At 53.1% G+C, this 20,259-nt stretch carries 31 protein-coding genes and 1 other RNA gene; 3 read left to right on the top strand and 29 right to left on the bottom strand.

Features of this window, described 5'->3' with window-relative positions:
* Window positions 1-6: 6 nt before the first annotated feature.
* The 5 genes from OYT1_RS08105 to OYT1_RS08085 form a co-directional block, all read right to left on the bottom strand.
* Window positions 7-342 carry a D-Ala-D-Ala carboxypeptidase family metallohydrolase gene (locus tag OYT1_RS08105; RefSeq protein ID WP_172588525.1) on the bottom strand — a complete coding sequence of 112 codons (336 nt, stop codon included), beginning with the start codon at window positions 340-342 and terminating at the stop codon, window positions 7-9.
* A 253-nt stretch (window positions 343-595) separates the two neighbouring features.
* Complete coding sequence (locus tag OYT1_RS08100; protein WP_062627748.1) at window positions 596-1,744, bottom strand: hypothetical protein; 1,149 nt, start codon at window positions 1,742-1,744, stop codon at window positions 596-598.
* Window positions 1,725-2,762 (bottom strand): nucleoid-associated protein, encoded by a 1,038-nt coding sequence (locus tag OYT1_RS08095; protein ID WP_062627749.1) that lies wholly within the window; start codon window positions 2,760-2,762, stop codon window positions 1,725-1,727. Before OYT1_RS08095 ends, OYT1_RS08100 begins: the two co-directional genes overlap by 20 nt.
* Before the next feature lie 408 nt (window positions 2,763-3,170).
* On the bottom strand, window positions 3,171-3,677 hold the full coding sequence (locus OYT1_RS08090) for a hypothetical protein (protein WP_062627750.1): 507 nt from the start codon (window positions 3,675-3,677) through the stop codon (window positions 3,171-3,173).
* Window positions 3,670-4,383, bottom strand: coding sequence for a hypothetical protein (locus tag OYT1_RS08085; RefSeq protein ID WP_145983692.1), 714 nt, complete (start codon window positions 4,381-4,383; stop codon window positions 3,670-3,672). The genes OYT1_RS08090 and OYT1_RS08085 overlap by 8 nt, the downstream gene beginning before the upstream one ends.
* A 441-nt stretch (window positions 4,384-4,824) precedes the next feature.
* On the opposite strand from OYT1_RS08085, the gene OYT1_RS08080 reads away from it, so the two are divergent.
* Window positions 4,825-5,436 carry a HEPN domain-containing protein gene (locus tag OYT1_RS08080; protein WP_197714073.1) on the top strand — a complete coding sequence of 204 codons (612 nt, stop codon included), beginning with the start codon at window positions 4,825-4,827 and terminating at the stop codon, window positions 5,434-5,436.
* Here OYT1_RS08080 and OYT1_RS08075 read toward each other — a convergent pair.
* The 14 genes from OYT1_RS08075 to OYT1_RS08015 all read right to left on the bottom strand — a co-directional run bounded on the left by OYT1_RS08075 (window position 5,433) and on the right by OYT1_RS08015 (window position 13,115).
* Window positions 5,433-5,822, bottom strand: a complete 390-nt coding sequence (locus tag OYT1_RS08075; RefSeq protein ID WP_062627753.1) for an OTU domain-containing protein — start codon at window positions 5,820-5,822, stop codon at window positions 5,433-5,435. The two genes, OYT1_RS08080 and OYT1_RS08075, sit on opposite strands and share 4 nt — an antisense overlap.
* On the bottom strand, window positions 5,819-6,265 hold the full coding sequence (locus OYT1_RS08070; protein ID WP_062627754.1) for a regulatory protein GemA: 447 nt from the start codon (window positions 6,263-6,265) through the stop codon (window positions 5,819-5,821). The genes OYT1_RS08075 and OYT1_RS08070 overlap by 4 nt, the downstream gene beginning before the upstream one ends.
* Window positions 6,266-6,353: 88 nt before the next feature.
* Window positions 6,354-6,418: hammerhead ribozyme type II (locus tag OYT1_RS08065), an RNA gene on the bottom strand.
* Between the two features lie 115 nt (window positions 6,419-6,533).
* Window positions 6,534-7,097: a hypothetical protein gene (locus OYT1_RS08060; protein WP_062627755.1), complete on the bottom strand. Its 564-nt coding sequence runs from the start codon at window positions 7,095-7,097 to the stop codon at window positions 6,534-6,536.
* On the bottom strand, window positions 7,091-7,405 hold the full coding sequence (locus OYT1_RS08055; RefSeq protein WP_062627756.1) for a hypothetical protein: 315 nt from the start codon (window positions 7,403-7,405) through the stop codon (window positions 7,091-7,093). The genes OYT1_RS08060 and OYT1_RS08055 overlap by 7 nt, the downstream gene beginning before the upstream one ends.
* A 269-nt stretch (window positions 7,406-7,674) precedes the next feature.
* Window positions 7,675-8,187 carry a host-nuclease inhibitor Gam family protein gene (locus OYT1_RS08050; RefSeq protein WP_062627757.1) on the bottom strand — a complete coding sequence of 171 codons (513 nt, stop codon included), beginning with the start codon at window positions 8,185-8,187 and terminating at the stop codon, window positions 7,675-7,677.
* Window position 8,188: 1 nt separating this feature from the next.
* A complete protein-coding gene (locus tag OYT1_RS08045; protein ID WP_062627758.1) occupies window positions 8,189-8,389 on the bottom strand; it encodes a hypothetical protein in 201 nt (66 codons plus the stop codon).
* On the bottom strand, window positions 8,386-8,559 hold the full coding sequence (locus OYT1_RS13665; protein ID WP_172588524.1) for a hypothetical protein: 174 nt from the start codon (window positions 8,557-8,559) through the stop codon (window positions 8,386-8,388). The genes OYT1_RS08045 and OYT1_RS13665 overlap by 4 nt, the downstream gene beginning before the upstream one ends.
* Window positions 8,552-8,875: a hypothetical protein gene (locus OYT1_RS08040; RefSeq protein ID WP_062627759.1), complete on the bottom strand. Its 324-nt coding sequence runs from the start codon at window positions 8,873-8,875 to the stop codon at window positions 8,552-8,554. The genes OYT1_RS13665 and OYT1_RS08040 overlap by 8 nt, the downstream gene beginning before the upstream one ends.
* On the bottom strand, window positions 8,868-9,233 hold the full coding sequence (locus OYT1_RS08035) for a hypothetical protein (protein ID WP_062627760.1): 366 nt from the start codon (window positions 9,231-9,233) through the stop codon (window positions 8,868-8,870). Before OYT1_RS08035 ends, OYT1_RS08040 begins: the two co-directional genes overlap by 8 nt.
* The gene (locus OYT1_RS08030) at window positions 9,230-9,958 is read right to left on the bottom strand and encodes an ATP-binding protein (RefSeq protein ID WP_062627761.1); all 729 of its coding nucleotides are present in this window, start codon (window positions 9,956-9,958) and stop codon (window positions 9,230-9,232) included. The genes OYT1_RS08035 and OYT1_RS08030 overlap by 4 nt, the downstream gene beginning before the upstream one ends.
* 53 nt (window positions 9,959-10,011) lie before the next feature.
* Window positions 10,012-12,084, bottom strand: coding sequence for a Mu transposase C-terminal domain-containing protein (locus tag OYT1_RS08025; protein WP_062627762.1), 2,073 nt, complete (start codon window positions 12,082-12,084; stop codon window positions 10,012-10,014).
* A gap of 3 nt (window positions 12,085-12,087) precedes the next feature.
* Window positions 12,088-12,846, bottom strand: coding sequence for a hypothetical protein (locus OYT1_RS08020; protein ID WP_062627763.1), 759 nt, complete (start codon window positions 12,844-12,846; stop codon window positions 12,088-12,090).
* Window positions 12,847-12,848: 2 nt separating this feature from the next.
* On the bottom strand, window positions 12,849-13,115 hold the full coding sequence (locus tag OYT1_RS08015; protein ID WP_062627764.1) for a helix-turn-helix domain-containing protein: 267 nt from the start codon (window positions 13,113-13,115) through the stop codon (window positions 12,849-12,851).
* Window positions 13,116-13,188: 73 nt separating this feature from the next.
* On the opposite strand from OYT1_RS08015, the gene OYT1_RS08010 reads away from it, so the two are divergent.
* Together OYT1_RS08010 and OYT1_RS08005 are read left to right on the top strand one after the other, a co-directional pair.
* Entirely contained in the window at window positions 13,189-13,590 is a 402-nt protein-coding gene (locus OYT1_RS08010; RefSeq protein WP_119283517.1) for a helix-turn-helix domain-containing protein, read from the top strand.
* A gap of 520 nt (window positions 13,591-14,110) precedes the next feature.
* Window positions 14,111-14,779 carry a hypothetical protein gene (locus tag OYT1_RS08005; protein WP_062627765.1) on the top strand — a complete coding sequence of 223 codons (669 nt, stop codon included), beginning with the start codon at window positions 14,111-14,113 and terminating at the stop codon, window positions 14,777-14,779.
* A 490-nt stretch (window positions 14,780-15,269) separates the two neighbouring features.
* Here OYT1_RS08005 and OYT1_RS08000 read toward each other — a convergent pair whose 3' ends face one another.
* The 10 genes from OYT1_RS08000 to OYT1_RS07950 all read right to left on the bottom strand — a co-directional run bounded on the left by OYT1_RS08000 (window position 15,270) and on the right by OYT1_RS07950 (window position 20,251).
* Window positions 15,270-16,364 (bottom strand): tyrosine-type recombinase/integrase, encoded by a 1,095-nt coding sequence (locus OYT1_RS08000; RefSeq protein WP_232013143.1) that lies wholly within the window; start codon window positions 16,362-16,364, stop codon window positions 15,270-15,272.
* A 1-nt stretch (window position 16,365) separates the two neighbouring features.
* Window positions 16,366-16,602 carry a hypothetical protein gene (locus OYT1_RS07995; protein ID WP_062627576.1) on the bottom strand — a complete coding sequence of 79 codons (237 nt, stop codon included), beginning with the start codon at window positions 16,600-16,602 and terminating at the stop codon, window positions 16,366-16,368.
* Window positions 16,603-16,611: 9 nt separating this feature from the next.
* The gene (locus tag OYT1_RS07990; protein WP_062627575.1) at window positions 16,612-16,995 is read right to left on the bottom strand and encodes a hypothetical protein; all 384 of its coding nucleotides are present in this window, start codon (window positions 16,993-16,995) and stop codon (window positions 16,612-16,614) included.
* A complete protein-coding gene (locus OYT1_RS07985; RefSeq protein ID WP_145983691.1) occupies window positions 16,992-17,396 on the bottom strand; it encodes a hypothetical protein in 405 nt (134 codons plus the stop codon). The genes OYT1_RS07990 and OYT1_RS07985 overlap by 4 nt, the downstream gene beginning before the upstream one ends.
* Window positions 17,345-18,004: a hypothetical protein gene (locus OYT1_RS07980; RefSeq protein WP_062627573.1), complete on the bottom strand. Its 660-nt coding sequence runs from the start codon at window positions 18,002-18,004 to the stop codon at window positions 17,345-17,347. The genes OYT1_RS07985 and OYT1_RS07980 overlap by 52 nt, the downstream gene beginning before the upstream one ends.
* Window positions 18,001-18,207 (bottom strand): hypothetical protein, encoded by a 207-nt coding sequence (locus tag OYT1_RS07975; RefSeq protein ID WP_062627572.1) that lies wholly within the window; start codon window positions 18,205-18,207, stop codon window positions 18,001-18,003. Before OYT1_RS07975 ends, OYT1_RS07980 begins: the two co-directional genes overlap by 4 nt.
* The gene (locus tag OYT1_RS07970; RefSeq protein WP_062627571.1) at window positions 18,204-18,653 is read right to left on the bottom strand and encodes a hypothetical protein; all 450 of its coding nucleotides are present in this window, start codon (window positions 18,651-18,653) and stop codon (window positions 18,204-18,206) included. The genes OYT1_RS07975 and OYT1_RS07970 overlap by 4 nt, the downstream gene beginning before the upstream one ends.
* A 2-nt stretch (window positions 18,654-18,655) precedes the next feature.
* Entirely contained in the window at window positions 18,656-19,246 is a 591-nt protein-coding gene (locus tag OYT1_RS07965) for a YfbR-like 5'-deoxynucleotidase (RefSeq protein WP_062627570.1), read from the bottom strand.
* Window positions 19,243-19,650, bottom strand: a complete 408-nt coding sequence (locus tag OYT1_RS07960) for a hypothetical protein (protein WP_062627569.1) — start codon at window positions 19,648-19,650, stop codon at window positions 19,243-19,245. The genes OYT1_RS07965 and OYT1_RS07960 overlap by 4 nt, the downstream gene beginning before the upstream one ends.
* Before the next feature lie 244 nt (window positions 19,651-19,894).
* On the bottom strand, window positions 19,895-20,251 hold the full coding sequence (locus tag OYT1_RS07950; RefSeq protein ID WP_145983689.1) for a hypothetical protein: 357 nt from the start codon (window positions 20,249-20,251) through the stop codon (window positions 19,895-19,897).
* Window positions 20,252-20,259: the final 8 nt, after the last annotated feature.

Raw genomic sequence — 20,259 nt, 5'->3', positions numbered from 1 at the left:
CGCAATTCAACACTGTGGACACAGAAAGTCCACCCCGAAGCCCTTGGGGTGAGCCTTGAGCGCGAAGTACAGCGCCCAAGAGTGATCGTTGTCGGGGTGCTGATGTCGTTTGCACCAGCCTAGGAAGTCCTTGCGCGTGAGTACCTTTTCCAGCTCCTCCACGCGCAGCCAGGAATCAATGAACACAGGAAAACCAAGGATCTGCCGCACCTGTTCCATTCCTGCTGCTGAGACATAGATGCCCGCCAGTTGGGAAGCGTCAGGAGTGTTATTTATCCCAAGACGTTGGCCGGTACTGGAACGAGTCACTTCTTCCAGCGTGAAATGCGGAGTGATATTCATCACGCGCATCCTTTCCATAGGTTGATGCGACAAATGACGCGCGCGGCCAGATACTGCGATGCAGACTGATGGCGACAGAGGCCGTAGCCTTCCATGCGCGTATCAGAAGACGCAGTCCAGTCGGCGCAAGTGCCGCAGGTTTTTAGGGGTGTTTTCGGTGAATGCATGCGCGCAGGTTACGCGCGCGCGGGAGGGGAATTAAGGCGGAAGGGGTTCCGCTGAGCAGTCGTGTTAGGCTAGGCGAATGGGATTGCTAATGAAAGAATGGCCCCGAAGGGAGTGCTCCGGAATAATATAACAGCATCCAAGTCGTCACTGTCAGAGCAATTGCAACTAAAGCATCAACAGTGGTGATCAATCCTTTTTGGTGATTGTGTCTATCATTGATGTCTTTATATATGCCAGAGAATCGATTTGCGACAGCGCTATATTTGCTCGTTATTTGCTGACGCTGCTGATCAATTTCCTGTTTGACTGCATTTAGCGTATGTAGTTGGTTACGAATTAATAAATCCATCAGGATTGCGAAAATTAAAGCACCTAACCAGATTAGTATGTTTTTTCCGGTCCATGAAGCTTTGTCTTCCATTTGCCCGCCGACTAGCACCAGCGCAACTGGAACTGCTAACAGCTGACTTTGCACATCAGAAAACACCTTGTTTAGCTTGATCATGGCATCAAGCTTCTCTTTCTCTACCTCAGCCTTCACCTTCTGAAAGGAGAACTCTGCAACATACAACTGATAGCTAGACTGCACTTTATCGAAGATCTCATCAAATCTTGCCAGAACGTCAGAAAACGCTATTTTTCCAGTCCCTTGAAAGAGTTCAAACAGCGCAGTCTTGATAATGGTTCGTTTTTGCTCTTGGTGAGTGTCGCTATTTATGTATTCTGACTCAAACTCAGAAAGGTGACTTATATCTCGCAAATCTTTATCGAAGTATTTCGAGGAGATTTCAACTTTTGTCTTTTGCAAAAAGACCAACGACTTATCTCCCGCAATACCGCCAATGTGATCAGCAGATTTTTCTAGGGATGAAAATAACTGAATGGCAGCAATATATTGACGCACAATTTGTGGTGCAGAGTTCCTGTCACCCGAATATTGATAGTCTATGTCCTTCAGATAAAATCGCTCCGGATAGGAGAGTCTCCGTAAAGGCGCTTTTAGTATATCTTCCATTGAACAGAAGAAATTACTTGGCAAACGCATTTCGATATCGCGACTGTGAGTATTGTGAGTAACATCAAGACGCACTTTTTCAAGAGCATTGGCGACATCATCAATGCTCAGTGATGTATCAAGAGTCCCATATAAATGGCCATCTTCAATCCTGCTATTCCGCAGATGCTTGAATATCAGGATAGCAAGATCGAGATCGTCATGCGGTAGTTGTTGCATCACTGGACTTATGTTTATTGATTTCGTCTATCAATTCACTTGGCAAATCTCTGATTACCAAACATCTGTTGTCGGGGTCGTACGCAACCTTGCCGTTATCAATGTCCTGCACTTCAAAGCTGACCTTGACTGACCCAAACGATTTTGAAATTCTATTAAGCTTGGAAAAGGTCGCCCGATCAGGCTTAAATGTATCATTGACCTGATAGTCATTATCTCGCACAAATTCAGAGAATGATGTCGGATTTTGATCGTCCAGTATCGCAGACAAAGCTGCGAGATTGACCGGCTCTCCAGATTTATCCTTGGCATCGCAATGTTCATAGAACTGCTGGCGACCCGTGCGTTTCTTTTCACTGCTCCACGAATTTGCTTCGCAATAATCCTCAAAAGCTTTTTTTATCTGGATAGTCTGATGCTTTGAGTCAGTATATTCCGTGCATCCCAACGCCTCACGGAAGTATTTTGAAACCTCCGAGGTTGTTTGACGTTTCTTGACAAATGACAAGTAGGGTTGAGTATTTGACTGCCATTTTGCTAGATCAACTCTCGCAGCCTCATGCAAATGATCAATATCGAAGCTCAATGTGTCACTTAGATCCATCGTCTGTTCATTAATTCCAGTTCCATGCTTCAGCTTAAGCATGGCTACCATCAGCCAATCCTGCCCTAGATTTGTATAACGAAGAATTAGTACATATCCGCCAGTTGAGAAAGCCTCACCGGCCATTTTTAATGAAATCAGATCGGTCGTATCTATAGTGAATTGAATGAAATCAGTAGACTGTAGAACGTAGTCTTTAAGCTTTACTGGAAATTGATATAAGGTCTGATTGGCGTTGAATGTCCCATAGCCATTCGTTGACTTCCCATATATTTTGAGTATTTCCTCGGTCATTTTTTCAAGACGACCATCAATGGGAAGTTGACTGGTTCGGGTAACTGGAATCGCGGAACCAGTTCCACTGGTGTTCTTCTCTTTTTCAATTCGATGCAGAATTGCCTGTTGAATTTGCATATCAGTACCTAACTTTCAGATTAAGATTTCTGGCGATTAGAACACATGATTAGGCATCAAAATATATGCCATTCAGCCTATATCCTTTTTCTCAAGACATAGGCCATTTATTACTTTGCCTCAGTTAAATCATATCCAAGACTGAAGCATGTCCGCTGCAATAAGCCAGGCATCTCTGGATCTTCAAGGTCAAGAAGCACATCAGGGCCTATTTCCATCCTAACGTAACAGCAAACACCACGAACTCGCTGACCGCGATCATGTCGCGGATGCCTCATTGACACCCATCAAGCCGGTATCTATAGCAGGACTGGTTCGGAGCAGGGTAATCTTGGCTTCTATTGGTGGAGTATGCCTATACCTTTGAGTATGAAATGAAAAGCCCTGCTAAGCAGGGCTTTTCAAATGTCATTTAACCGCACGGAGATGAAACCGAGATCGCGGAACCGGAGCCCCTATCTCGGGTTTATCAGTACTCAAAGGTTCATCCTCAGTTGTTGGTGATGGGCTCGGCAGTTTGTGCTGGCTTAGAATGGTAGAGATTTTTCCCATTAGCAACTGTGATTTTGCAATAGTCTCATCCATTTTGACCTTATCAAAGGTTATATCAATATCGTAGTCTGCATCCGTCCTAAGCGTCTTAAGTTGCCGTGTTGCGAAGATTCCCACTTGCCTAATTTCTGTCTGCATGCTTGAGTGTCTAGGCTTACACTCTTCAAGTGAGCGGAAGAGCTTGGCATGAACCCCACCAGCACCCTGCGAATCCGGAAGATTAACTAAATTCTTTATATTTTTTGCATTGTGGTATACAGAATAATAGGCTCTATTCGCCGCTGTTCGCATACCAATTTCGTTTGTGGCGCTTACCTGCATCTCGCAGGCAAGGGTAAGGAAATCTTGAGCGCAATTAGCCATGAGCGTTTGCACTCGTAAAGCCAATATTGAACGAAGAGTATGGAACCTCAGGATACTGTTCCATTACCTTGCCAATACACTCCCACTCCATTTCTGCGATTTCGCTCGCAGAAAGTGAAACTGGCAAACTGATAGAAAGATACCGTTCTATGGAATTAGTATGAATGTACAAATCATGCGCAAGGAAAGTATTCCTGCTACGTAGTACATCACCGGCAATATCAAGCATCGACAGCGCCTGTGAATCACTTATCCCAAGGTCAGAGAGGATTTCTCGCATCTCCAAAATTCGATCAACATCATACGAAAACCTATCTCGAACCCTGTCATCTGACAGTACATCCCTGTCCAAGGATATTGTATCCTGAAGAATCGAGGTAATTCGCACACCATCATCTTCCGTTAAACTAAGCGAAGCAAGGTCGTACTCACTCACTTTATCCAAAGTAGCTCTAGCCTTTGAAAAATAACCGGAAATAGATAGTGTTACAGATTGGTTATAAACGAGATAAGGATCTTGGGTCATATTCAGCGCCTTTTCCCCTAGCGTGACTACCTGTCCGAAATCGGCAGTTAAACAACGTAGCGAAGCGAGAATGACATAGTAGGATGCAACCTCCTGCGACGAGGCGGGCTGACAGTTCTTGCCCGCCTTAATAGCTTCAATTGACCTCTCGTATTTAGAGATTACAGATTGATCGGTCAAGAGTCGCCCCTCAATTCGAAACCTGTTGAGGTCATAAAACAATGAAGCAGTGTCTAGTTGGGGAGCAGGCATTAACTATGATTATTCTATGAGCGTGAATTTACAGTTTCACTGACTTTTTCGCAGTTTACATCAGCATGAGTGGCCTAGAATACTAGCCGTGCAAAAATAACACAGCACATCCTCATACCTTCAGCCGCCTAAGGCTACAGCGTAGGCGGCCACCAAGACGACCAACACCTCGACATAATCACACAACAGCAATCTATGCTCAATATGCCATTCGGCCTATATCCATTTCTCTTCGGCTAAGCTATTGGCCATATTGACTCATTGTGATGTTTAAGCCTAGAGTGGGCTGGGGTTAGATAAGCTTGTCACATGCACTCATTTAGAAAGGATTCTATGCCCTCTTCAGCGCTTAGCAAATTTGAAAACTCGATGCTTGATGATGTTGATCGAATCATCGAAAGTCACAATGCTCTTAACCACGATGGGCTTGGGCGTAGAGGTCTGGGTCATATTACTCGAAGTGGTGTGGTAATGCTGTGCGCAGCATGGGAGCTGTATGTTGAGGAACTGCTTGTTGAAACTGCTAGAGTCCTTTGCACAAGAGCTACAAGCCCTGATCAACTGCCTGAGCATGTCCAACGGGAAATTTCAAAAGTTGTACGAGAGTCCAAACATGAACTAAAGCCACTTGAACTTGCTGGGGACGGATGGAAAATGGTGTATGAAAACCACTGCATCCAAACAACACAGTCTATCAATACCCCCAAGAGCACTATTTTAGTCCCATTATTCAAACGGCTATCTGGAGTTGAAGACATCTCCGAATCATGGACTCTGGGGGCGACTGCTTTGAATGAGTTCGTGACTGTCAGGGGGGATATAGCTCATCGAGGAAGAGATGCAGGCTATATTCAAATCAATACGCTCACTACCTATCGTGATCAGATTCTCAGGTTTGTTATCGACACAGATAATGGGATGGCTGACTTCATTCAAGGAAACTCCACTGGGAACAGTCCTTGGAGAAGAAGGACGATTTAGAACAACCCAATCTGCCTATCTTCCACTATATCCTTCTCTATATCTCTCACTCGGCGCACGGTTAGGCCAAACTGACCGGCCACGTCTGACTGTGAGGCCTCGCGGCGTTTTTCGCGGATGAGCTGATTGCGCAGGGCTTGAGCGGCACGGTCGCACTTGGCGACATCGAGGCGCTCTCCGCCGTATTCCGTCACCAGTGCTGCAAAGGCCTGTGCCCCGATCAGGTGACACAAGGGGTGATCCTGGCTGACGTGCTTGGGGACATAGACAAACCTCCCACCATGCGCCTTGGCCAACTTGATCGTGGCGGGCAGGCCGATGACCCGTGCTACCCATTGCATATTGGGCGGGAGCAAGTGCAGATCGGCGTGCGTAAGGCCGGTCATTGTGCGGCCTTGGTTTGACGCGATTTAATGGTGCGCTCTAGGGCGCTGGCTACCTTGCCGAGCTGCTCGGCAGTTAAAAACTCAAACCGCGCAACGTCAGGAAACTGCCGTTTAGACACGGCGTAGGCATACGGCCAGCCTGCGTCCAGCGCCTTGAGCTGCGCGCCGATCTTGCGTTCGATGGCGGCTTTGTCGGCGGCGAGTGACTTGTGGGTTTGGCCGGGCTGCTGGGCGCGCTGTACCTTGAAACCGCAACTCAAGAAGTGGTCGAGCACCAGTTTGCGACCACGCCAATCCAGATCGGCACTGGAATTCACCCGCGCCACACTCCACAACAGCGCCCGGTATTCATCATCAGACAGACAAAGATCACGCTTGGCCAAATGAATCAAGGCCAGCTCACGGTTGCGAAGATCAGTTGCTTTTGGATAGTGTCGTCCCATGATGTCCTCTATTAAATCCCTTGGTTTGCCGCACCTAGCCTTGCTGCGCGATGCCTGGCCATGCATGGCCGCGCAATGCCTCATTGACGATTGACTGCTCATCAGTGCGGAGCCGTCACACTCCGCAGACCCGGCTTGCGCCGGGTTTCGCTACCCTTGGTTTGCTTTTCCTTGCAAGGCTATACCGCACCTCGCATTGCATTGCGACACTTCGCATCGCTTTGCTGTTTTGGCGCTCGGGTGCTCTAGACACTCAGGCGCTCAACTCTTAAATCTTTTTCCAAGAATCCACCCGGAACCGTCCGAATGGCCCGCGCCGAGCCGGGCGGAAGTCACCCAGCCCGATGCGCTGTCCGGCTAAGTCCACCAGTTGACGGGCAACACCTTCGTCAAACATGTCGGTATCGACATCTAGCGTGAGCGAGAGGCGCCATTCATCGAAGCGCGGGCGGTGCGCCATCACGCGCCCACCCGTGGCGGGAATGACCACGGAGCGGCTATCCACCTCCCACTTGCTCGGCGTAATGGGTAGCTCTGGCTCCACAATGGAGATGCCTGCCGGAACCAGACTAGTGCGCTGGGTGGAAAGTTTTGATTTGCCCGATTTGATGAACGTGCCCGCGTCAACGATGGCGCGCATCAGGTTCGGGCTGGGAATGCAGGGTTTGCTGTTCGCATCCAGATACAGCTTGGGTTCGGCCTGCTCGCGCGGCATGCCTTGCGCACCGCGAATGGCTACCGTAGTTCCGGCAGAAACCTTCTGTTGAGCGGCCTCGGTGAATCGGTTGCAGATCAGTGGAGAAACGCCACTCAGGGTGATTTTGATTAGCATGGTTGATCTCCTTGAATTGAATGTTCGATGTCGAAATGCAGACGACTTACCGCCTCGACGGCGATCTCGCGGTTTTCAGTGAGGATGAGGCCGAAGAACTCAAACACGGCGGAAGCCTGCGAGCGCAGCGCCATGTTGAGCTGCTCGTCGGCGCGGGTGTGCTCGGGTTCTAGCAAACTGCCCAGACCGGAAAGCGCACTGGCGGCCAGTCGAATTCGATTTAACGCTTCGTCGATGTCATCAAAAGCGCCGTGTTTATGTAGGGGTGGAATGCCCGGTTTTGTGGGCGTGATGGTGTACAGAATCATGGCGAATCTCCTATGTCGGTTAATAGATTCCGACTCGCCACTGCGAAATGGGGAGGCGGAACTGTGCGGGTTCGCAGACCGGGACATAGGAACCGGCAGGGCTTGCGCCCTCCCACACAGCCCGCCAAAACTTGAACGTGCTGAGGTGACGAACGTAAAAATACCGCCGTGGTGGCGGTTCGTCCGCCTACGTCTCCGAGCTGCGACACTCGGCTGCCCATGTGGGGCAGCGGGAGCAGAATAATCCCGGACAATGGCGCATGTCAAATTCATTGCGCATTCACCTCGAATGGCACGATGAAGAAATCCTCGACACCAGTCACAACGGCGATGCCCGCCACACCTTTGACGGCCTCTTGCTCGTTGAGGATGAGGTCTTTCGCCACTTCGTTTTTGACGCGCACGAAGCGCCCCAGCCTTAGCCGAAACAGCGTTTCGATGACGGCCTCCGCCCCGGTGATGCGTACACTGGGCGGGCGTTGCCGCCAGCCGACCTCGCCGGTAATGAAGTTGCTGCTTTTGCCTTTTCCACACAGCTCTTCGCGGTGCGCTTCGCAGTAGGCTTGCACACCCTTTTGCAGATCCTCGATCTGCTTGCCAGCCTCTTCCAGCCTGGGCTGGTATTGCTTGGTGATCTCGGCGATGGCATCGTTCATCGCGGTGGTCTCACGCAGCATCTGGCGCTGGAGGTCGCCGATCTGCTTGATGTCGGTAGCGGCTTCGGCGGTGGTTTGTGGCACGTCGATTTGTGCTTTAGCTTTCAGTCGAGTTTTTGGGGGCATGTCATTTCTCCTTTCGTTGGTGATGCCAAAATTCCTTAAAGGCCAAGTAGCCCGCTGTGGCCTTGGCGGTGGGAAGTTCGGGCGTGGTCGGTGGCAGTGCTTGGCGCGCCCGCGCCTCGGCCTCGGCGCGCGTCAGCCCGCCGTAAAATTCCATGATGGCCGCGCGTTCCTCGAACATTTCTTGCTCGGCATCTGATCTCATTCATCACGGCTCTCCGCAAACACAACCTTGCTGCCTTGGCACTGGGCGGCCTTGATCTTCAGCGTCTGGTTTTCCGTCTCCAGTTCGGCGACGTAGTCCATCTTGGCGAAGAAGGCCAGCACAGCAACAAAGGCCACGATTCCCAGTAAAGTTTTGAAGTTCTCACTCATGACTCACTCCTTTGTTTGAACAGTTCTGACATGCCATCCAGTGTTCTTCCATCGCGCTTCCACTTTGATGGGGGCGTGGCCGTGCGGCGCGTCGGGCGCAGTCGTCCGCCATGATTTCAATCTCTAGATACGGGCACATCCGGCTGCTCATATGGCGACGCAACTCCAGCTCGATGCCCTTGGGGTCAGCGGGATACTTGTCGCTCAGATAGAGCGACAGGGAGGTGCGCTTGTAGCCCACCAGATCCGCAAGCTTCTGGATGCTGTGCTGGTCGGCGTAGCGCTTGGCCCAAGCCAAAACCTCTGCATCAGCCATTGCGCACCTCCGTATCCATCGGGTAGAGAGTTTGGGTATCAGGCGCATACACCGCGTTTTGGCTGACGCGATATACCGGCGCTGAGCTGCCACAGTCGATTTGAAGCAGGTAGCGAATATGGCCGTTGCTGGTGGGATCGTTTCCAGGCACACGTTTGGCCGCACGGCTGACGATGCCCGCGCGCTCCAGTGCCCGTAGGTATTTACCCAGATTGCTGGTGGCATCTTTCTCTTGGCCATCGGCCAGCGTACTGAGCAACTGCGGCAGGGTGGTCTCCTTGCGATTGCGCAGGATCCACCAGGCACGTTGGCGCAGGCCAGCGGTTACCGTCCGTGGGGCAGTTTGTCCCTTGGTCATTTACGCACCTCAGTCTGCTTCATTACGTCTTGGCACAGCTTCACGCCCTTCACATCCGCCCCGCTCAAGGCCGACTTTCCTTTCTGCGCGGCGATGGCTTCCAGACTCTTGATGGCGTTGTTAATGAGGCGGTAGCGCCCTTCGCTCTGCGCTCTAACCTGCTCGGCGATGACGTCATCCACTGACACTTCGCACAAGTCCTGCAGGTAGTGCGCCACGTCGGCCGCATTGGCCAGTTGAAACTTCGGCTGCGAGGTGATGCGGGTATTGATGTGCGCCATGCGGTTGTCGTTGAACAGGTGGCGCTCGGAGGTATGGCACACCAGCACCAGCAGCACGTTGGCTTGTTCGGCCACGCGGCGCAGGTATTCCAGTGGCTTGGCCTTGCCGATGGCGGCGTGCTGCGCCTCATCCAGAATGATCGGCGACTGCGATTCGTGCAGGCTCTTGATGATCGCGTTATATTTTGCGAAAGCACGCGCTTCTTTTACGCACAGCCTGTCGGCCAGATAATCGGTGGTGAAGCTCACCGTCATGTCCGGCATCCCTTGCAGATACACGCCGTTGCGATCCGAGCCAAAGCGATCCACCGCGCGAGATTTACCCGTGCCCGGCTCACCGTGCAGCAGGATGATCGAGGCTTCTTTCGATCCCCGGTTATCCAGCGTGGTCACGGCGGTGGCGAAGGTCTGCCAATTGCTGTTTTTTACAAATTGCGTCTTCATGCTAAACTCCCTTTGCGTTTCATAGTTGCACTCAGGCCGTTCGATAGTTGGCGCTATCGGGCGGCCACTTTATTTGGGGTGTCATCCCCAGATTCTTCAGGCGGTGGGGTTCCCCACAGCATCTTGCAGGTGTCGTCCCAGCTCATTTCACGCACTGGCTCGATAGGCGCGAACTCCACCGGAATCAGCTCGGGCTCGCGCTCAATCTCGGGGAACTGCACAGGTTTCAGGTCTTGATGCTCGATGACCTTCACCCCAGCACGCTCCAGCACCTGGTCACGCTTTTTATCCAGGCGACGCAGGGTGGCCAACATGCGTTTTTCCTCACCCATGTTCTTGGCGGTGTCAGTTCGGTAGCCGGTGGATTCGACGAACTTGGCCTCGCAGATCAGCGTGCCGTCCATGCCCTTGACCCACACTTGGCTGTAGTCCGCGATGTCGTAAGCGACGATCACCTGCTTTCCGTTCCAGTGCCCAAGCACCTCAGTATTGCGATAGCGCATCCCGCCGTAGGGAGAAACGGTTTCGCGGGTGACCTTCACGATCACATGCGGCCTGAAGGCATCAATCAGCTCAGCCTCGCTCAGTTCAATGGGAGACCATCCATTGGCGCGGTGCTCATTGAGTGATTCGCGCGGGGTCTGGTGGCGCATCTTTCCGGTGCCGGTATCACGTACACGAGGCAGGGCGCGGTGGGGGCGGTCGTTGTATTCATCGTGGATCAGCAGGATCCAGTCCACGGCTTGGTCATAGCTCTCAAACACCAGCCCTTTACCCATGCGGGTGGCTTCTTTTTTCTTGGCCAGCCACAGGGCTGAATCACCTTCTTTCGCGGCCTTCACCATTTCGCCGGTGAGCTTCTTCACGCGCTTGAAGGTCAAGTCGTCCATGCTGTTTTTGTTCTGATAGGTCGCCAGCTCGCGGCTGCGCTTGTCCAGATACGAGGTGTTGAAGTTTTCCGGGATACCGTTGGCTTGAGAGTTACCCACCTCTTGTGGGTGTACCCAGGTGAAACCCAGCCGCTCTTCCAGCGAATTCATCGCCTTGGTGAATCGCTCCGATCCGCGTACCACCTTGGTAGAGTCGGTTTGCAGATGCACCGGAATTCCTAGCTCGCGGATGACGTTTTCCAACCCTTTGGCAATGACTTCAGCGTTCTCGGTCAGGCCAATGCCCGGCGTGGTGACATAGCGCGTGGCTACATCATGGAAGTGCCATATTTCGTAAGTGACAAACTCCCCGGTGACAGGGTGTGGGGCAGTAAAGTGACTGTTCCATCCGTCCGCATGTACCTCATCCGCTGGGGCAAGTCCTTCAGCCGTCCGGTGCTGATAAAACAGGTGTGAGCGCAACTTGCTGCCGGTGTAGCGGCCTTTTAATTGGTCTTTTTGGCTGAATTTCTCAGTCAGAAAGCGGCGCAGTGCATCGTAGCTGGGCGCGTTTTCGCCAAACTGCTCATTGAGCTGCGCGCTGATCCAGCTCAACTGGCTACCCTGTGGGCGCTGGCGCAAGACGATGGCTGCTGCGTGCCACGGCTTGATGCTGAAGTCTTTTTCTCGCTGCATCGGTGCGTAATGGCCACGCACTTTGAAGTTGGCCAACCACTTGTGATAGGTGCTGCGCGTCAACGAGCTGCCTGGGCGCGGCTTAAACCAGCAGTGCTCATAAGACCAGCGCAAGCCAGCGCTGAGCGTGCCCAAGGCATACCCAGTATTAAGCGTGGCGATGGCCGCATCCAGTGAGCCGCAATATTCATTCACGAATCGCACGATCTGGTCGATTGCGCCGTGCACATCACGCTGCTTTTGCGTCAGCTCGGCTAAGCGATCTGGGCGAACTTCAGCCACTTCGGTGCTAGCAATCGGCGCAGGCGCAGCCACCACCGCAGCGTGTACCACTGTGCCGATCTTGAATCGCTGCACCACCTCGCGCACCTTCACCACCTTGCCCTTGATCGTCAACGTTGCGGGCAGCTCGGCAATCGCCCAGCGCTTCTCGCCGCCGCGACCGGTGCGCGCTTGGGCGGCGGGCCATTCGGGGCGGGTGGTGAAGCGCTGGAACTGCTGCGCGCTCCAGCCCAGCGCGGCGCGCAGCTCGCTGGAGGTGACGGTGGCGAGGGTTTGCATGGTTCAGCCTTGCTGCGAGACGGACAGCAGCACTTCTTCGGCCGTGTGCTCGGTGCAGTCGTTGGTCAGGCCGTGTGTGGCGCTATAGGCGGCAGGATACGCAGCTAGAATGGGGTCGGTCATGAAGTCAAAATGAAGGCCGGTGCCGCTGCGCCACGTGTATTCGGCACGTTGTGCCGCCTCACATATCGCGTTTAGTGCCTTTAAGCTGGGGTCGCACTGAGCGGAAAGTTCAACCCAGTTCATGAATGCTTTGAGCGGAGCTTCGAGTGCGCACTCATCGAGATCGTCGATGTATTGATACTCAAGTCCGGCGATCACCTCGCACATCAAGGTGGCGGCGCAGCCGTCAATTGATTCAAGCAGACCGGTTTTATCCCACTCGTTTTCTGCCAGTGCCCACGATTTGAAAGTCTTGAAATATTCCTTGAGTGTCCCATCGGTGTAGTGATGAAGACTGCTCAGAATTTTTACATAGTCCTCATAACGGGTGATGTGGTCATGGTTATCTTCGAGTGCACGCAGTGCCATTACCACCGCGACCGAGCGGCAATAGGCGGCTGGATTAGGCACCAAGGCGAAGCGCACCAAGCTCAGCACAGCCTTGATATGGGTATGACACACGAGCTCATACACGCTCATCTGGTTGTGTCCGTTAAAGCTTTGCATATCGAGAGTTTCTTTAAGGCTGGCATCAGCATTCTCAGCGGCGTAATTCCGGGCGGCGTTGAGGTCGATTTGAACGTATGTCGGGTTTTTCATGATTAAGCTCCCTGATGGTTGGCTGTATTGGCCGCACGGCGCGGCGGGGTGGGCAGATCGACGATCTCGCCTTCTTTCATGCCGAGCAGGACAGCGGCTTTGTGGCCATCTCCGCGCAACATCTGGTGGTGGCCGCGCAATACATCGCGCACAGCCCAAATTTTTAATCCATGCGCCCGCGCCCACACGGTGATGGCAATGCCTTTGCGCTTTAGGTCGGCGTTCGCTTCGGCAGCAGTCTTGAGCTGCGCTGTGCTATGCTTTTCCATGTTGGTTTTCCTTTTGGTTGTGATTTGATGGTTGGATTATGAGATATAAGATTCTCATGGTCAAGGGGGTTATATGAAAAATTTATCTCTTGTTTCGGCCAGGATTAAAACAGAGCGTACTAGGCTTGGCTTATCTCAGCAGGCGGTTGCTGATATATGCTTAGTTAGTAGAGAAGTTTGGGGTAAGTACGAGCTTGGAAAAGTAGAACCTGGTGCGTTTGTTATAGAGAGATTTATTTCTCATGGCGCAGATCCGCTCTACCTATATAAAGGTCGCCGAGAGGATTCCGGAGGCCTCACGCCGGAGCTGATTTCCGTGGTGGTGGCGGAGTTGCAACGCTGGCAGATCGCACAGAAAAAAACGTTGCCACCCGAGGCGGCGGCCAAGGCCGTGCTAGCCCTGCTCGACCTGGTGGAAGGGGATGCGGAGCGCGTCAAAATCGTCGCCCCGACGGTGCTGAAACTGGTGGCTTAACGGCACCGGCAACCGATAAAGTTTAATTTTTCCGAACTTTATCGGTTGTGTCGTTTTTATGTTTTAATTCATTCGGTTGATTAACTTCATCGGTTGAATTTTGCGATTTCGCCAACCGATAAAGTTTCGCGCCGAACTTTATCGGTTCATCGACGCTGAAATTGGTAGCTTGAAGGGGTATGCAACTGCAAAAGTTCGATTTTTCCGAACTTTTGCAGTTGTGCGTTTTATTTATTTAGATTTAGTTAGTTATGAAACTCTTGCAGTTGCTTTTTGCAGTTACCTCAAGTGCAAAAGTTTAATGTCGAACTTTTGCACTTCATCGGTGCTGAAACTGGTGGCTTGAAGGGGTTTCAACCGCCAAAGTTTAATTTTTCCGAACTTTGGCGGTTGCTTCGTTTTTGTGTATTAATTCAGTCTGTTGCTTAACTTTGGCGGTTGTGTTTTGCGGATGCACCAACCGCCAAAGTTCGGAATTAAACTTTGGCGCTTCGTTTACTCAAAAAAAAGGAGAGATTTGATGTCTGATCGTGATGAAAAGATTGTCCGCCTACAAGCCGCCCTGAATGAAGCTACGTCCGCTGAAATCGCTGCCCCAGTCAAACCGAAGCGCGCGCCACGCAAGAAGCCCGCCCCACCTACGGGCAATGTGATCTACGTCAACGGCGACGGCGTGGCCGCAGGTCAAATCGCTGGCGGCGACATCCATAACCATCAATACACGCAGCCACCACGCAGCCCGCGCGTGACCGTTACGCCCGGCGATGGGGTGATTTCAAATGAGCAGAAGATCGCGCTGACTGCGCTGCGTGACGAGTGGATAACGCTCCATAATTCCATTAAAAAGCAGCCTCTTGGCTTTGGTGCAGCATGGTCTAGGATCAACAAGGCCGCAGGTGTTACGTCATATCATTTGATTCAGGCGGATAGGTATGATGCTGCGGTGGCCTATGTTCGCAAGCAGATTGCCATTCTGCGCGGCAAGGCTTCAGCGCCTGCGAAAGATAAGCAGTGGCGGTCTGCGCGTATTGGGGCAATTAAAGCACGCTGCAATAACCAGCTTGGTGACCCTGAGGCGTATAAAGCCTACATCCGCAAGAATTTCAGCGCTGAATCGCTTGCCGATCTGGCAACTGATGAGCTACAGCGCACCTATGCGTATATCATGGCTAAGAAGCCCGGCCAGTAGATTTTATCCCGTTCAAATTTGGCCAGTTTAATGTTTAGACTGTTCCAAATCAAATGCAAAAAAGCGCGGATTACGCGCTTTTCTGTTTAATTTGTTCCAAATCCGCTTTGCTCGTGAATTTTCCCTGAACCTAGTGTTTATGCGGCTTTCCGGGCTTTTTTTGTTTTTCCTTGGTATTCCAAATCAATCACTCCCCCACACAATGCCCCCACCCACGGATTATTTAATGCCGACCCTCGGACTTTTCGGCATTGGATCACTCGGAATGAAAAAAAGCACCTAGTCATTTCTGACTAAGTGCTTGATTTGTTTGGCTCCCCGACCTGGACTCGAACCAGGGACCTGCGGATTAACAGTCGGGAGTCCGTTCTGGGCTGAATTCCGCGCCATATCTACGTTTCAGCATCGAACCTGTCTAAGATAAATCGCCGTTTTATGGTAAGTTCGGGCTCGTTTTTATTGGGTTTTTGGTCGATCTTAGACAGATTTATCAGGCCATCATCACCCGATTGGGCTGAGCCGTTTCACGCCATCGTTGCTTGATGTACTTCTCGGTGGTGGTCTTGTCTTCGTGGCCGCACAGGAGCTGGATCTCTTCGATGGGTATGCCGGAGATCCACATGTCGGTCGCGCCTTTTCCCTTGAGGTCGCGGAAACCAAAAGGCGGCATCTGGTGTTGGCCGTTCTTCACTCGCTCAGCGTTGACCTTGGCGATCGCGCGCTTGAGCATGGAGCTGATGCCATCGTAGGTGTAGCGCTGGCCAGCGTACTTTCCGCGACTTCCGCAGATCAGCGGCTTTCCGATGCGCGGGATGTCGCCGACCAGTTTTTGCAGCAACGCATGTAGGTCTTCGGGCAGGGCGATGTCAACGATCTTGCCTGTCTTGCCTTGGTTGACACGCAGGATGCGCTTGCCGTCTTTCATAGTTAGGTTGGCCACGGTCCAGTCGAGGATGTCGCTCTCGGGTCGCTGTAGCGTGCGGTAGGTCAATTCCATCATAGCCTGCACTTGAGGCGGTGCGGCGGCATAGACATCGCGGTATTCGTCGTTGGTGACGTAGCGCTCGCGCTTCTTTTCGGCGTTGCGCTTGATGCCGCTGGAGCGCATGCAGGGGTTGACGATTAGGCCGTCCACCTTGCCGGTTCGGATCAGCCAGCTGATGCAGGATGATAGGCAGGCTTTCTCACGATTGGCGCGTACCGGTCGGCCTGATGTCGCGCCTATCTCCAGATAGTTCTGGATGTGGTTTGGTTCGATATCGGTCGGTAGCATCGGCGCGGCGAAGTAGATCTTGAGCGGCTCGATGTCGGCTCGGTAATCTTGCAGCGTGCGCTGGGCTAGGCTTTTTGATTTGACGCGAACCTCGCAATCGACGATGAACATGTCGAGCCAGTAGGCCATGGTGCCGTACTCGCCCTGGCTGTCGTTGTAGAGTCTGGCGCGCTTATTGGCCTGCTCAATGTCAGTGCCGAGACGTTCCCACCGATTGTCTCGGTGGACGTAATAAAACGCCCCACGCTTTGGATAGACGCGAGGCTCAAGACCGAGGGGATTATTTTTTCGGCGACCGACCATGCGAACCATACTACCCCTTCGCGTAGGCTAGGCGCAATCCAGCGCTGTTAGGCTGGCATTTGGTGTGTTTTGATTTCTTCGCCGGAGTCATTACCTCCTCGAAGTGGGCGCGCATCAGCAATGGAGCACCGTTTGGCTTGGTGCGCACCGTTAGCCCCAGCCCGCGAATGAAGCGCAGCTGAGCCGCGTACTGCGTCAGCGGAGCACATAGATCGTCAATTTCTGCCTGTGATAGCCAGGGCGGCATAGGATCCACTCAATGCACCACCGCGAATCTGACCCCGCTGGAATGCACCAGGCGCAGCACCGATTCCCGTCCCATCACCATCGGAGAGATGTGATCCATGTCGCAGTCCGCTGGGTCAATGCCCACCTGAGCCAACATCTGCACCCGCTTGAACAACTCGCCGCGCACCTCGCCCATTTGTGGACGCACTGGATACTCCAGCACCGCATACACCTCTTCCCACGGCACCGGGCAGCCATCTACAACGGTGTCGATGCGTCCAGACACAAGGTGCATCGGTACCAGCAACAGCGCCCCCATGCGCGCCACGATCAACGAGTGGAACGCGCGATACACCTGACCATCTGCGCTGAACTGGCGCAGGTGGTCGATGTGGATGGATAGGGGTCTCATTTCCCGACCCCTAGATAAATCTCGCCGCCCAGATCCTCGCGGCTGCGGTAGCTGACCATCATGCTGACGTAGAGGGCATTGGCCGCCACCACGAACCAGCCGCCGTAGTAGCTGAGCGGCTGGTGCAGCGAGGGGTAGTAGTAGAGGTTCCACAGCCCCCACAGGGTGAAGAACAGCACGCTGGCCAGCGACACGCCGCGCGCTTGCTTGTGGGCGTGCAGTACCCGGCAGTGGTTGAGCACGAAGAAGCCGGCTAGCAGCTCGAAGCCGCCGTTGATGAAGTCCGGCGTGATGGACGACAGCAGTATGGACAGTGTGACGTGCAGTGAGGTGATGGAGTCGAGGGGGATCATGCTGACACCTCTGAAGCTTTCATCTTGTCGTACTGCTGGATGCCCCATGCCAGCGCATAGCAACACCAGAGGAAGTGGTGGGTGTACTTTGTGAAGTCGTGATCCCAAAGGTCATCAAAACAAAAGTTGTGGCCACCTACCCACTCGCTGAAGGAGTATGCCGAACGCAGCATTTCTTCGGCGTTATCGCTGGCAAGCACGTGGCTTTCTACATCCTCCCACAACCAGCGACGATTATCCTTGTCTAGCTTATGGCGGTAGCTCCGCACCCAACTCAGTCGGTATTCATTGATGACTTGCCTGATGCGATCTTCGTCCAACTCAGTAACACCGGCATTTGAACGGTTTCCATCCACGGCGCGTAGCTTCTCGCTCCAGTATCCGAGGTTGATGCTCAGGCCGTTGGAGTTGTAGTTAAAGTCACACCGGTCAGTGCGGAAGAACTGGAACATATCGTCCAGCCGAGAAAAGACGTAACAGCCCATATCGCCCGAGTACACCAGATAGCCAGGGTAAGTGATTAGGTCGAAGTGGTAGCAGCCTGTGTCTGGTTGCTTGAACCGGATGTGCCGGTACACACCGTTATCCATCAGGACGTGCATCTGGTGATCGGCAACGTCCTTGAGAAAGGATTGCTCAGTAAGTTGGTAGCTCATGGTTTCCCTCCTTTACCATCCGCACGCTCACTCATTGCCTCTTCGTATCCGCGCTCGCGATATTCTTTTGCGCTGTGATTCATTATCGAAATAATGTGCTCCCGCTCAAGCGAGTTTTCTATGTGCTTTGTGGCATCCAGCAGCCAATCAGTGTTTTCCTTTATCAGACGCTCATAAACGTGCGGAAATAAGTTTGTGCTCATGCTGCACCTCCTGTCTTGGCGATGGTGGCGCGGGCTTTTTCAACCAGATGTGGCGGCAGGTAGGAATCTGCGCTGAATGGTTTATTCGGGCCATCGATCTCTCCGACGATGGATTTCAGCACCTCCAGCAGCTCGTCGCGCTGCTGGCGCTTTGGATGGTGATCAATGCTGTCGGATTCTGGGTCAACCAGCTCATTGGTCGGATCGAGCATCACAGCACAGCCGAATGTGACGCGCAGCAGTGAAGCCTTGTCAGCAAGGTCAAGGAGGTATCCAAGCACGCGCTGGCACTGCTCCGCATCATCGCGGTCGAAATGTTCACTTTCTTCAAGATCGCCGACCTGTTCGATGGCTAGTGGGACGATTGGCCACCATCCGGTAAGCACATCAAGGGAGCTGGTCAGCTCCATCGCCATTTCCAAGTCGGCTTGGTTTGCTTTGGCCATCTTCACAGCACACCTCCCAACTCTTCATAGCGCTCCATGAACCGGACGAAGGCGACCTGCGGGATCCACGGGTCGATGGAGTCGGGGAGCGGTTCGATGCCTCTCAGGCATTCCCATGCTTCGTCGTGCTCGGGCATCAGGTCGCGGCGCTCGGTGGCGAGCAGGCGCAGGTCGGCATGTTTGACGGCGGCGGGCAGCGGGTAGAGCATGCCAAAGACGGGGAAGATGGCTTGCTCGACGCGCTGTTCGATCTGCTGGTAATCCGGCAGCAGACGTTTGAGCGGCGCGGGGATGTCGCCGATGAAGGCCTCGGCGGCATCGTGCAGCAAGCCGGACAGGCATAATCCTCTTCTAGTTACCCCCCCTGTATCCTCGAATGTATTTTTCTCAAGTGACATTTGATACAGATGCTTGCTGACCAGCACGCTGTGCTGCGCCACGCTGTAGAACTTGCGCGTGTGGCCACCGAAGCGGCAAGTGTGCGCCAGCGCGTGGGCGATGTCCTCGATCTCGATGTCGCAGCGACGCGGGTTGATCAGGTCGAAGTAGTTGCCTGACTGGAGCAGCAGGGAGAGTTCGGTATTGGGGGTCATGCTGCACCTCCTTCTTGATGCTCACAGTGACCTAATGGAAGCGAGCATTCTTTGAGCCCGACAATGACGCGGCCACAGACCATTCCACTTCCCGGAATACCATTCACGGCGCAGGATGGCCGTCTGGGTGATGGCTGCGCGCATTTCTCCTGTGGCAGCAGGTCTTTGAGACGGGTGTTGCCGTAGTAGCCAAACGGTACACATTCGCCATCCCAGTCAGGATCGAGCGTGGCGAACTGATCCAGGCTCTCGACCAACACCACGCGATCGATGTTCGCGTCGGAAGTCATCATGATTTCATTGGTCAAGGACTCCGCCTCAACAACAGCCGAGAATCTGTCTTCGGCCATCACTACAGCTGTTATCTTCATCTCGACGAAATACGCTTTCAGATTTGTGTTCATGCTTTATCTCCCTGACTCTTCCCGCAGTACGGGCAGAACGAATGCACCATCGGGAAGGTCTCTTTCTTCTTCTGCCCCTCCAACTCAACCTCTACCTGAGAGCATGTCCTGGTGACGAACTTGTTATCTTGTAAAAGCATGGTTATCCCCGAGAGCTCCAATCTCTTCACGGGCTTCTTGAAATATTTTGGACGAGTAACATACTCAAGCAGCTTCGCTTTTATTTCGGTTAGGCAATCGCAGTTCATGCTGTCGCTCCTTCATGGTGGTTGATGCCGTTGTCCGCTGGCATGGTTTTGAACTTCTGTAACGAGGTGTAGAGGTCCATCACGTTCATCTTGGGCAGGTGCTCTTCGGCTTTGTGGATGCCGGCGAGGACGGTGGCTTGTTCCAGCTCGCGCATCTGCCACACGCCGGTGGAATCGCCTCGGCGACCGACATCGTTCATGGCGCGCATGGCGGATTCGATGACGCGCATCACGGAGTCATCCTTGGGCGGGCGCAGGTAGAGCGCGCCCCACAGGGTGTTGAACGCCTGGGCGATGATATGTCGGACAGCCCGCCCGGCTGCGCTGATGATGGTGATGGTGTAGCGTCTCATGGTGGTCT

The sequence above is a fragment of the Ferriphaselus amnicola genome, assembly GCF_000974685.2.
Classification (GTDB): Bacteria; Pseudomonadota; Gammaproteobacteria; order Burkholderiales; family Gallionellaceae; genus Ferriphaselus; species Ferriphaselus amnicola.
Note: the sequence above shows the minus strand (reverse complement) of the source record. Positions and strands in the feature narration are given on the sequence as shown.

Coding starts and splice junctions, on each gene's coding strand:
- OYT1_RS08105 (WP_172588525.1), bottom strand. CDS start 342: ATGAATATCACTCCGCATTTCACGCTGGAAGAAGTGACTCGTTCCAGT.
- OYT1_RS08100 (WP_062627748.1), bottom strand. CDS start 1,744: ATGCAACAACTACCGCATGACGATCTCGATCTTGCTATCCTGATATTC.
- OYT1_RS08095 (WP_062627749.1), bottom strand. CDS start 2,762: ATGCAAATTCAACAGGCAATTCTGCATCGAATTGAAAAAGAGAAGAAC.
- OYT1_RS08090 (WP_062627750.1), bottom strand. CDS start 3,677: ATGGCTAATTGCGCTCAAGATTTCCTTACCCTTGCCTGCGAGATGCAG.
- OYT1_RS08080 (WP_197714073.1), top strand. CDS start 4,825: ATGCTTGATGATGTTGATCGAATCATCGAAAGTCACAATGCTCTTAAC.
- OYT1_RS08075 (WP_062627753.1), bottom strand. CDS start 5,822: ATGACCGGCCTTACGCACGCCGATCTGCACTTGCTCCCGCCCAATATG.
- OYT1_RS08070 (WP_062627754.1), bottom strand. CDS start 6,265: ATGGGACGACACTATCCAAAAGCAACTGATCTTCGCAACCGTGAGCTG.
- OYT1_RS08060 (WP_062627755.1), bottom strand. CDS start 7,097: ATGCTAATCAAAATCACCCTGAGTGGCGTTTCTCCACTGATCTGCAAC.
- OYT1_RS08055 (WP_062627756.1), bottom strand. CDS start 7,405: ATGATTCTGTACACCATCACGCCCACAAAACCGGGCATTCCACCCCTA.
- OYT1_RS08050 (WP_062627757.1), bottom strand. CDS start 8,187: ATGCCCCCAAAAACTCGACTGAAAGCTAAAGCACAAATCGACGTGCCA.
- OYT1_RS08045 (WP_062627758.1), bottom strand. CDS start 8,389: ATGAGATCAGATGCCGAGCAAGAAATGTTCGAGGAACGCGCGGCCATC.
- OYT1_RS13665 (WP_172588524.1), bottom strand. CDS start 8,559: ATGAGTGAGAACTTCAAAACTTTACTGGGAATCGTGGCCTTTGTTGCT.
- OYT1_RS08040 (WP_062627759.1), bottom strand. CDS start 8,875: ATGGCTGATGCAGAGGTTTTGGCTTGGGCCAAGCGCTACGCCGACCAG.
- OYT1_RS08035 (WP_062627760.1), bottom strand. CDS start 9,233: ATGACCAAGGGACAAACTGCCCCACGGACGGTAACCGCTGGCCTGCGC.
- OYT1_RS08030 (WP_062627761.1), bottom strand. CDS start 9,958: ATGAAGACGCAATTTGTAAAAAACAGCAATTGGCAGACCTTCGCCACC.
- OYT1_RS08025 (WP_062627762.1), bottom strand. CDS start 12,084: ATGCAAACCCTCGCCACCGTCACCTCCAGCGAGCTGCGCGCCGCGCTG.
- OYT1_RS08020 (WP_062627763.1), bottom strand. CDS start 12,846: ATGAAAAACCCGACATACGTTCAAATCGACCTCAACGCCGCCCGGAAT.
- OYT1_RS08015 (WP_062627764.1), bottom strand. CDS start 13,115: ATGGAAAAGCATAGCACAGCGCAGCTCAAGACTGCTGCCGAAGCGAAC.
- OYT1_RS08010 (WP_119283517.1), top strand. CDS start 13,189: ATGAAAAATTTATCTCTTGTTTCGGCCAGGATTAAAACAGAGCGTACT.
- OYT1_RS08005 (WP_062627765.1), top strand. CDS start 14,111: ATGTCTGATCGTGATGAAAAGATTGTCCGCCTACAAGCCGCCCTGAAT.
- OYT1_RS08000 (WP_232013143.1), bottom strand. CDS start 16,364: ATGGTTCGCATGGTCGGTCGCCGAAAAAATAATCCCCTCGGTCTTGAG.
- OYT1_RS07995 (WP_062627576.1), bottom strand. CDS start 16,602: ATGCCGCCCTGGCTATCACAGGCAGAAATTGACGATCTATGTGCTCCG.
- OYT1_RS07990 (WP_062627575.1), bottom strand. CDS start 16,995: ATGAGACCCCTATCCATCCACATCGACCACCTGCGCCAGTTCAGCGCA.
- OYT1_RS07985 (WP_145983691.1), bottom strand. CDS start 17,396: ATGGGGCATCCAGCAGTACGACAAGATGAAAGCTTCAGAGGTGTCAGC.
- OYT1_RS07980 (WP_062627573.1), bottom strand. CDS start 18,004: ATGAGCTACCAACTTACTGAGCAATCCTTTCTCAAGGACGTTGCCGAT.
- OYT1_RS07975 (WP_062627572.1), bottom strand. CDS start 18,207: ATGAGCACAAACTTATTTCCGCACGTTTATGAGCGTCTGATAAAGGAA.
- OYT1_RS07970 (WP_062627571.1), bottom strand. CDS start 18,653: ATGGCCAAAGCAAACCAAGCCGACTTGGAAATGGCGATGGAGCTGACC.
- OYT1_RS07965 (WP_062627570.1), bottom strand. CDS start 19,246: ATGACCCCCAATACCGAACTCTCCCTGCTGCTCCAGTCAGGCAACTAC.
- OYT1_RS07960 (WP_062627569.1), bottom strand. CDS start 19,650: ATGAACACAAATCTGAAAGCGTATTTCGTCGAGATGAAGATAACAGCT.
- OYT1_RS07950 (WP_145983689.1), bottom strand. CDS start 20,251: ATGAGACGCTACACCATCACCATCATCAGCGCAGCCGGGCGGGCTGTC.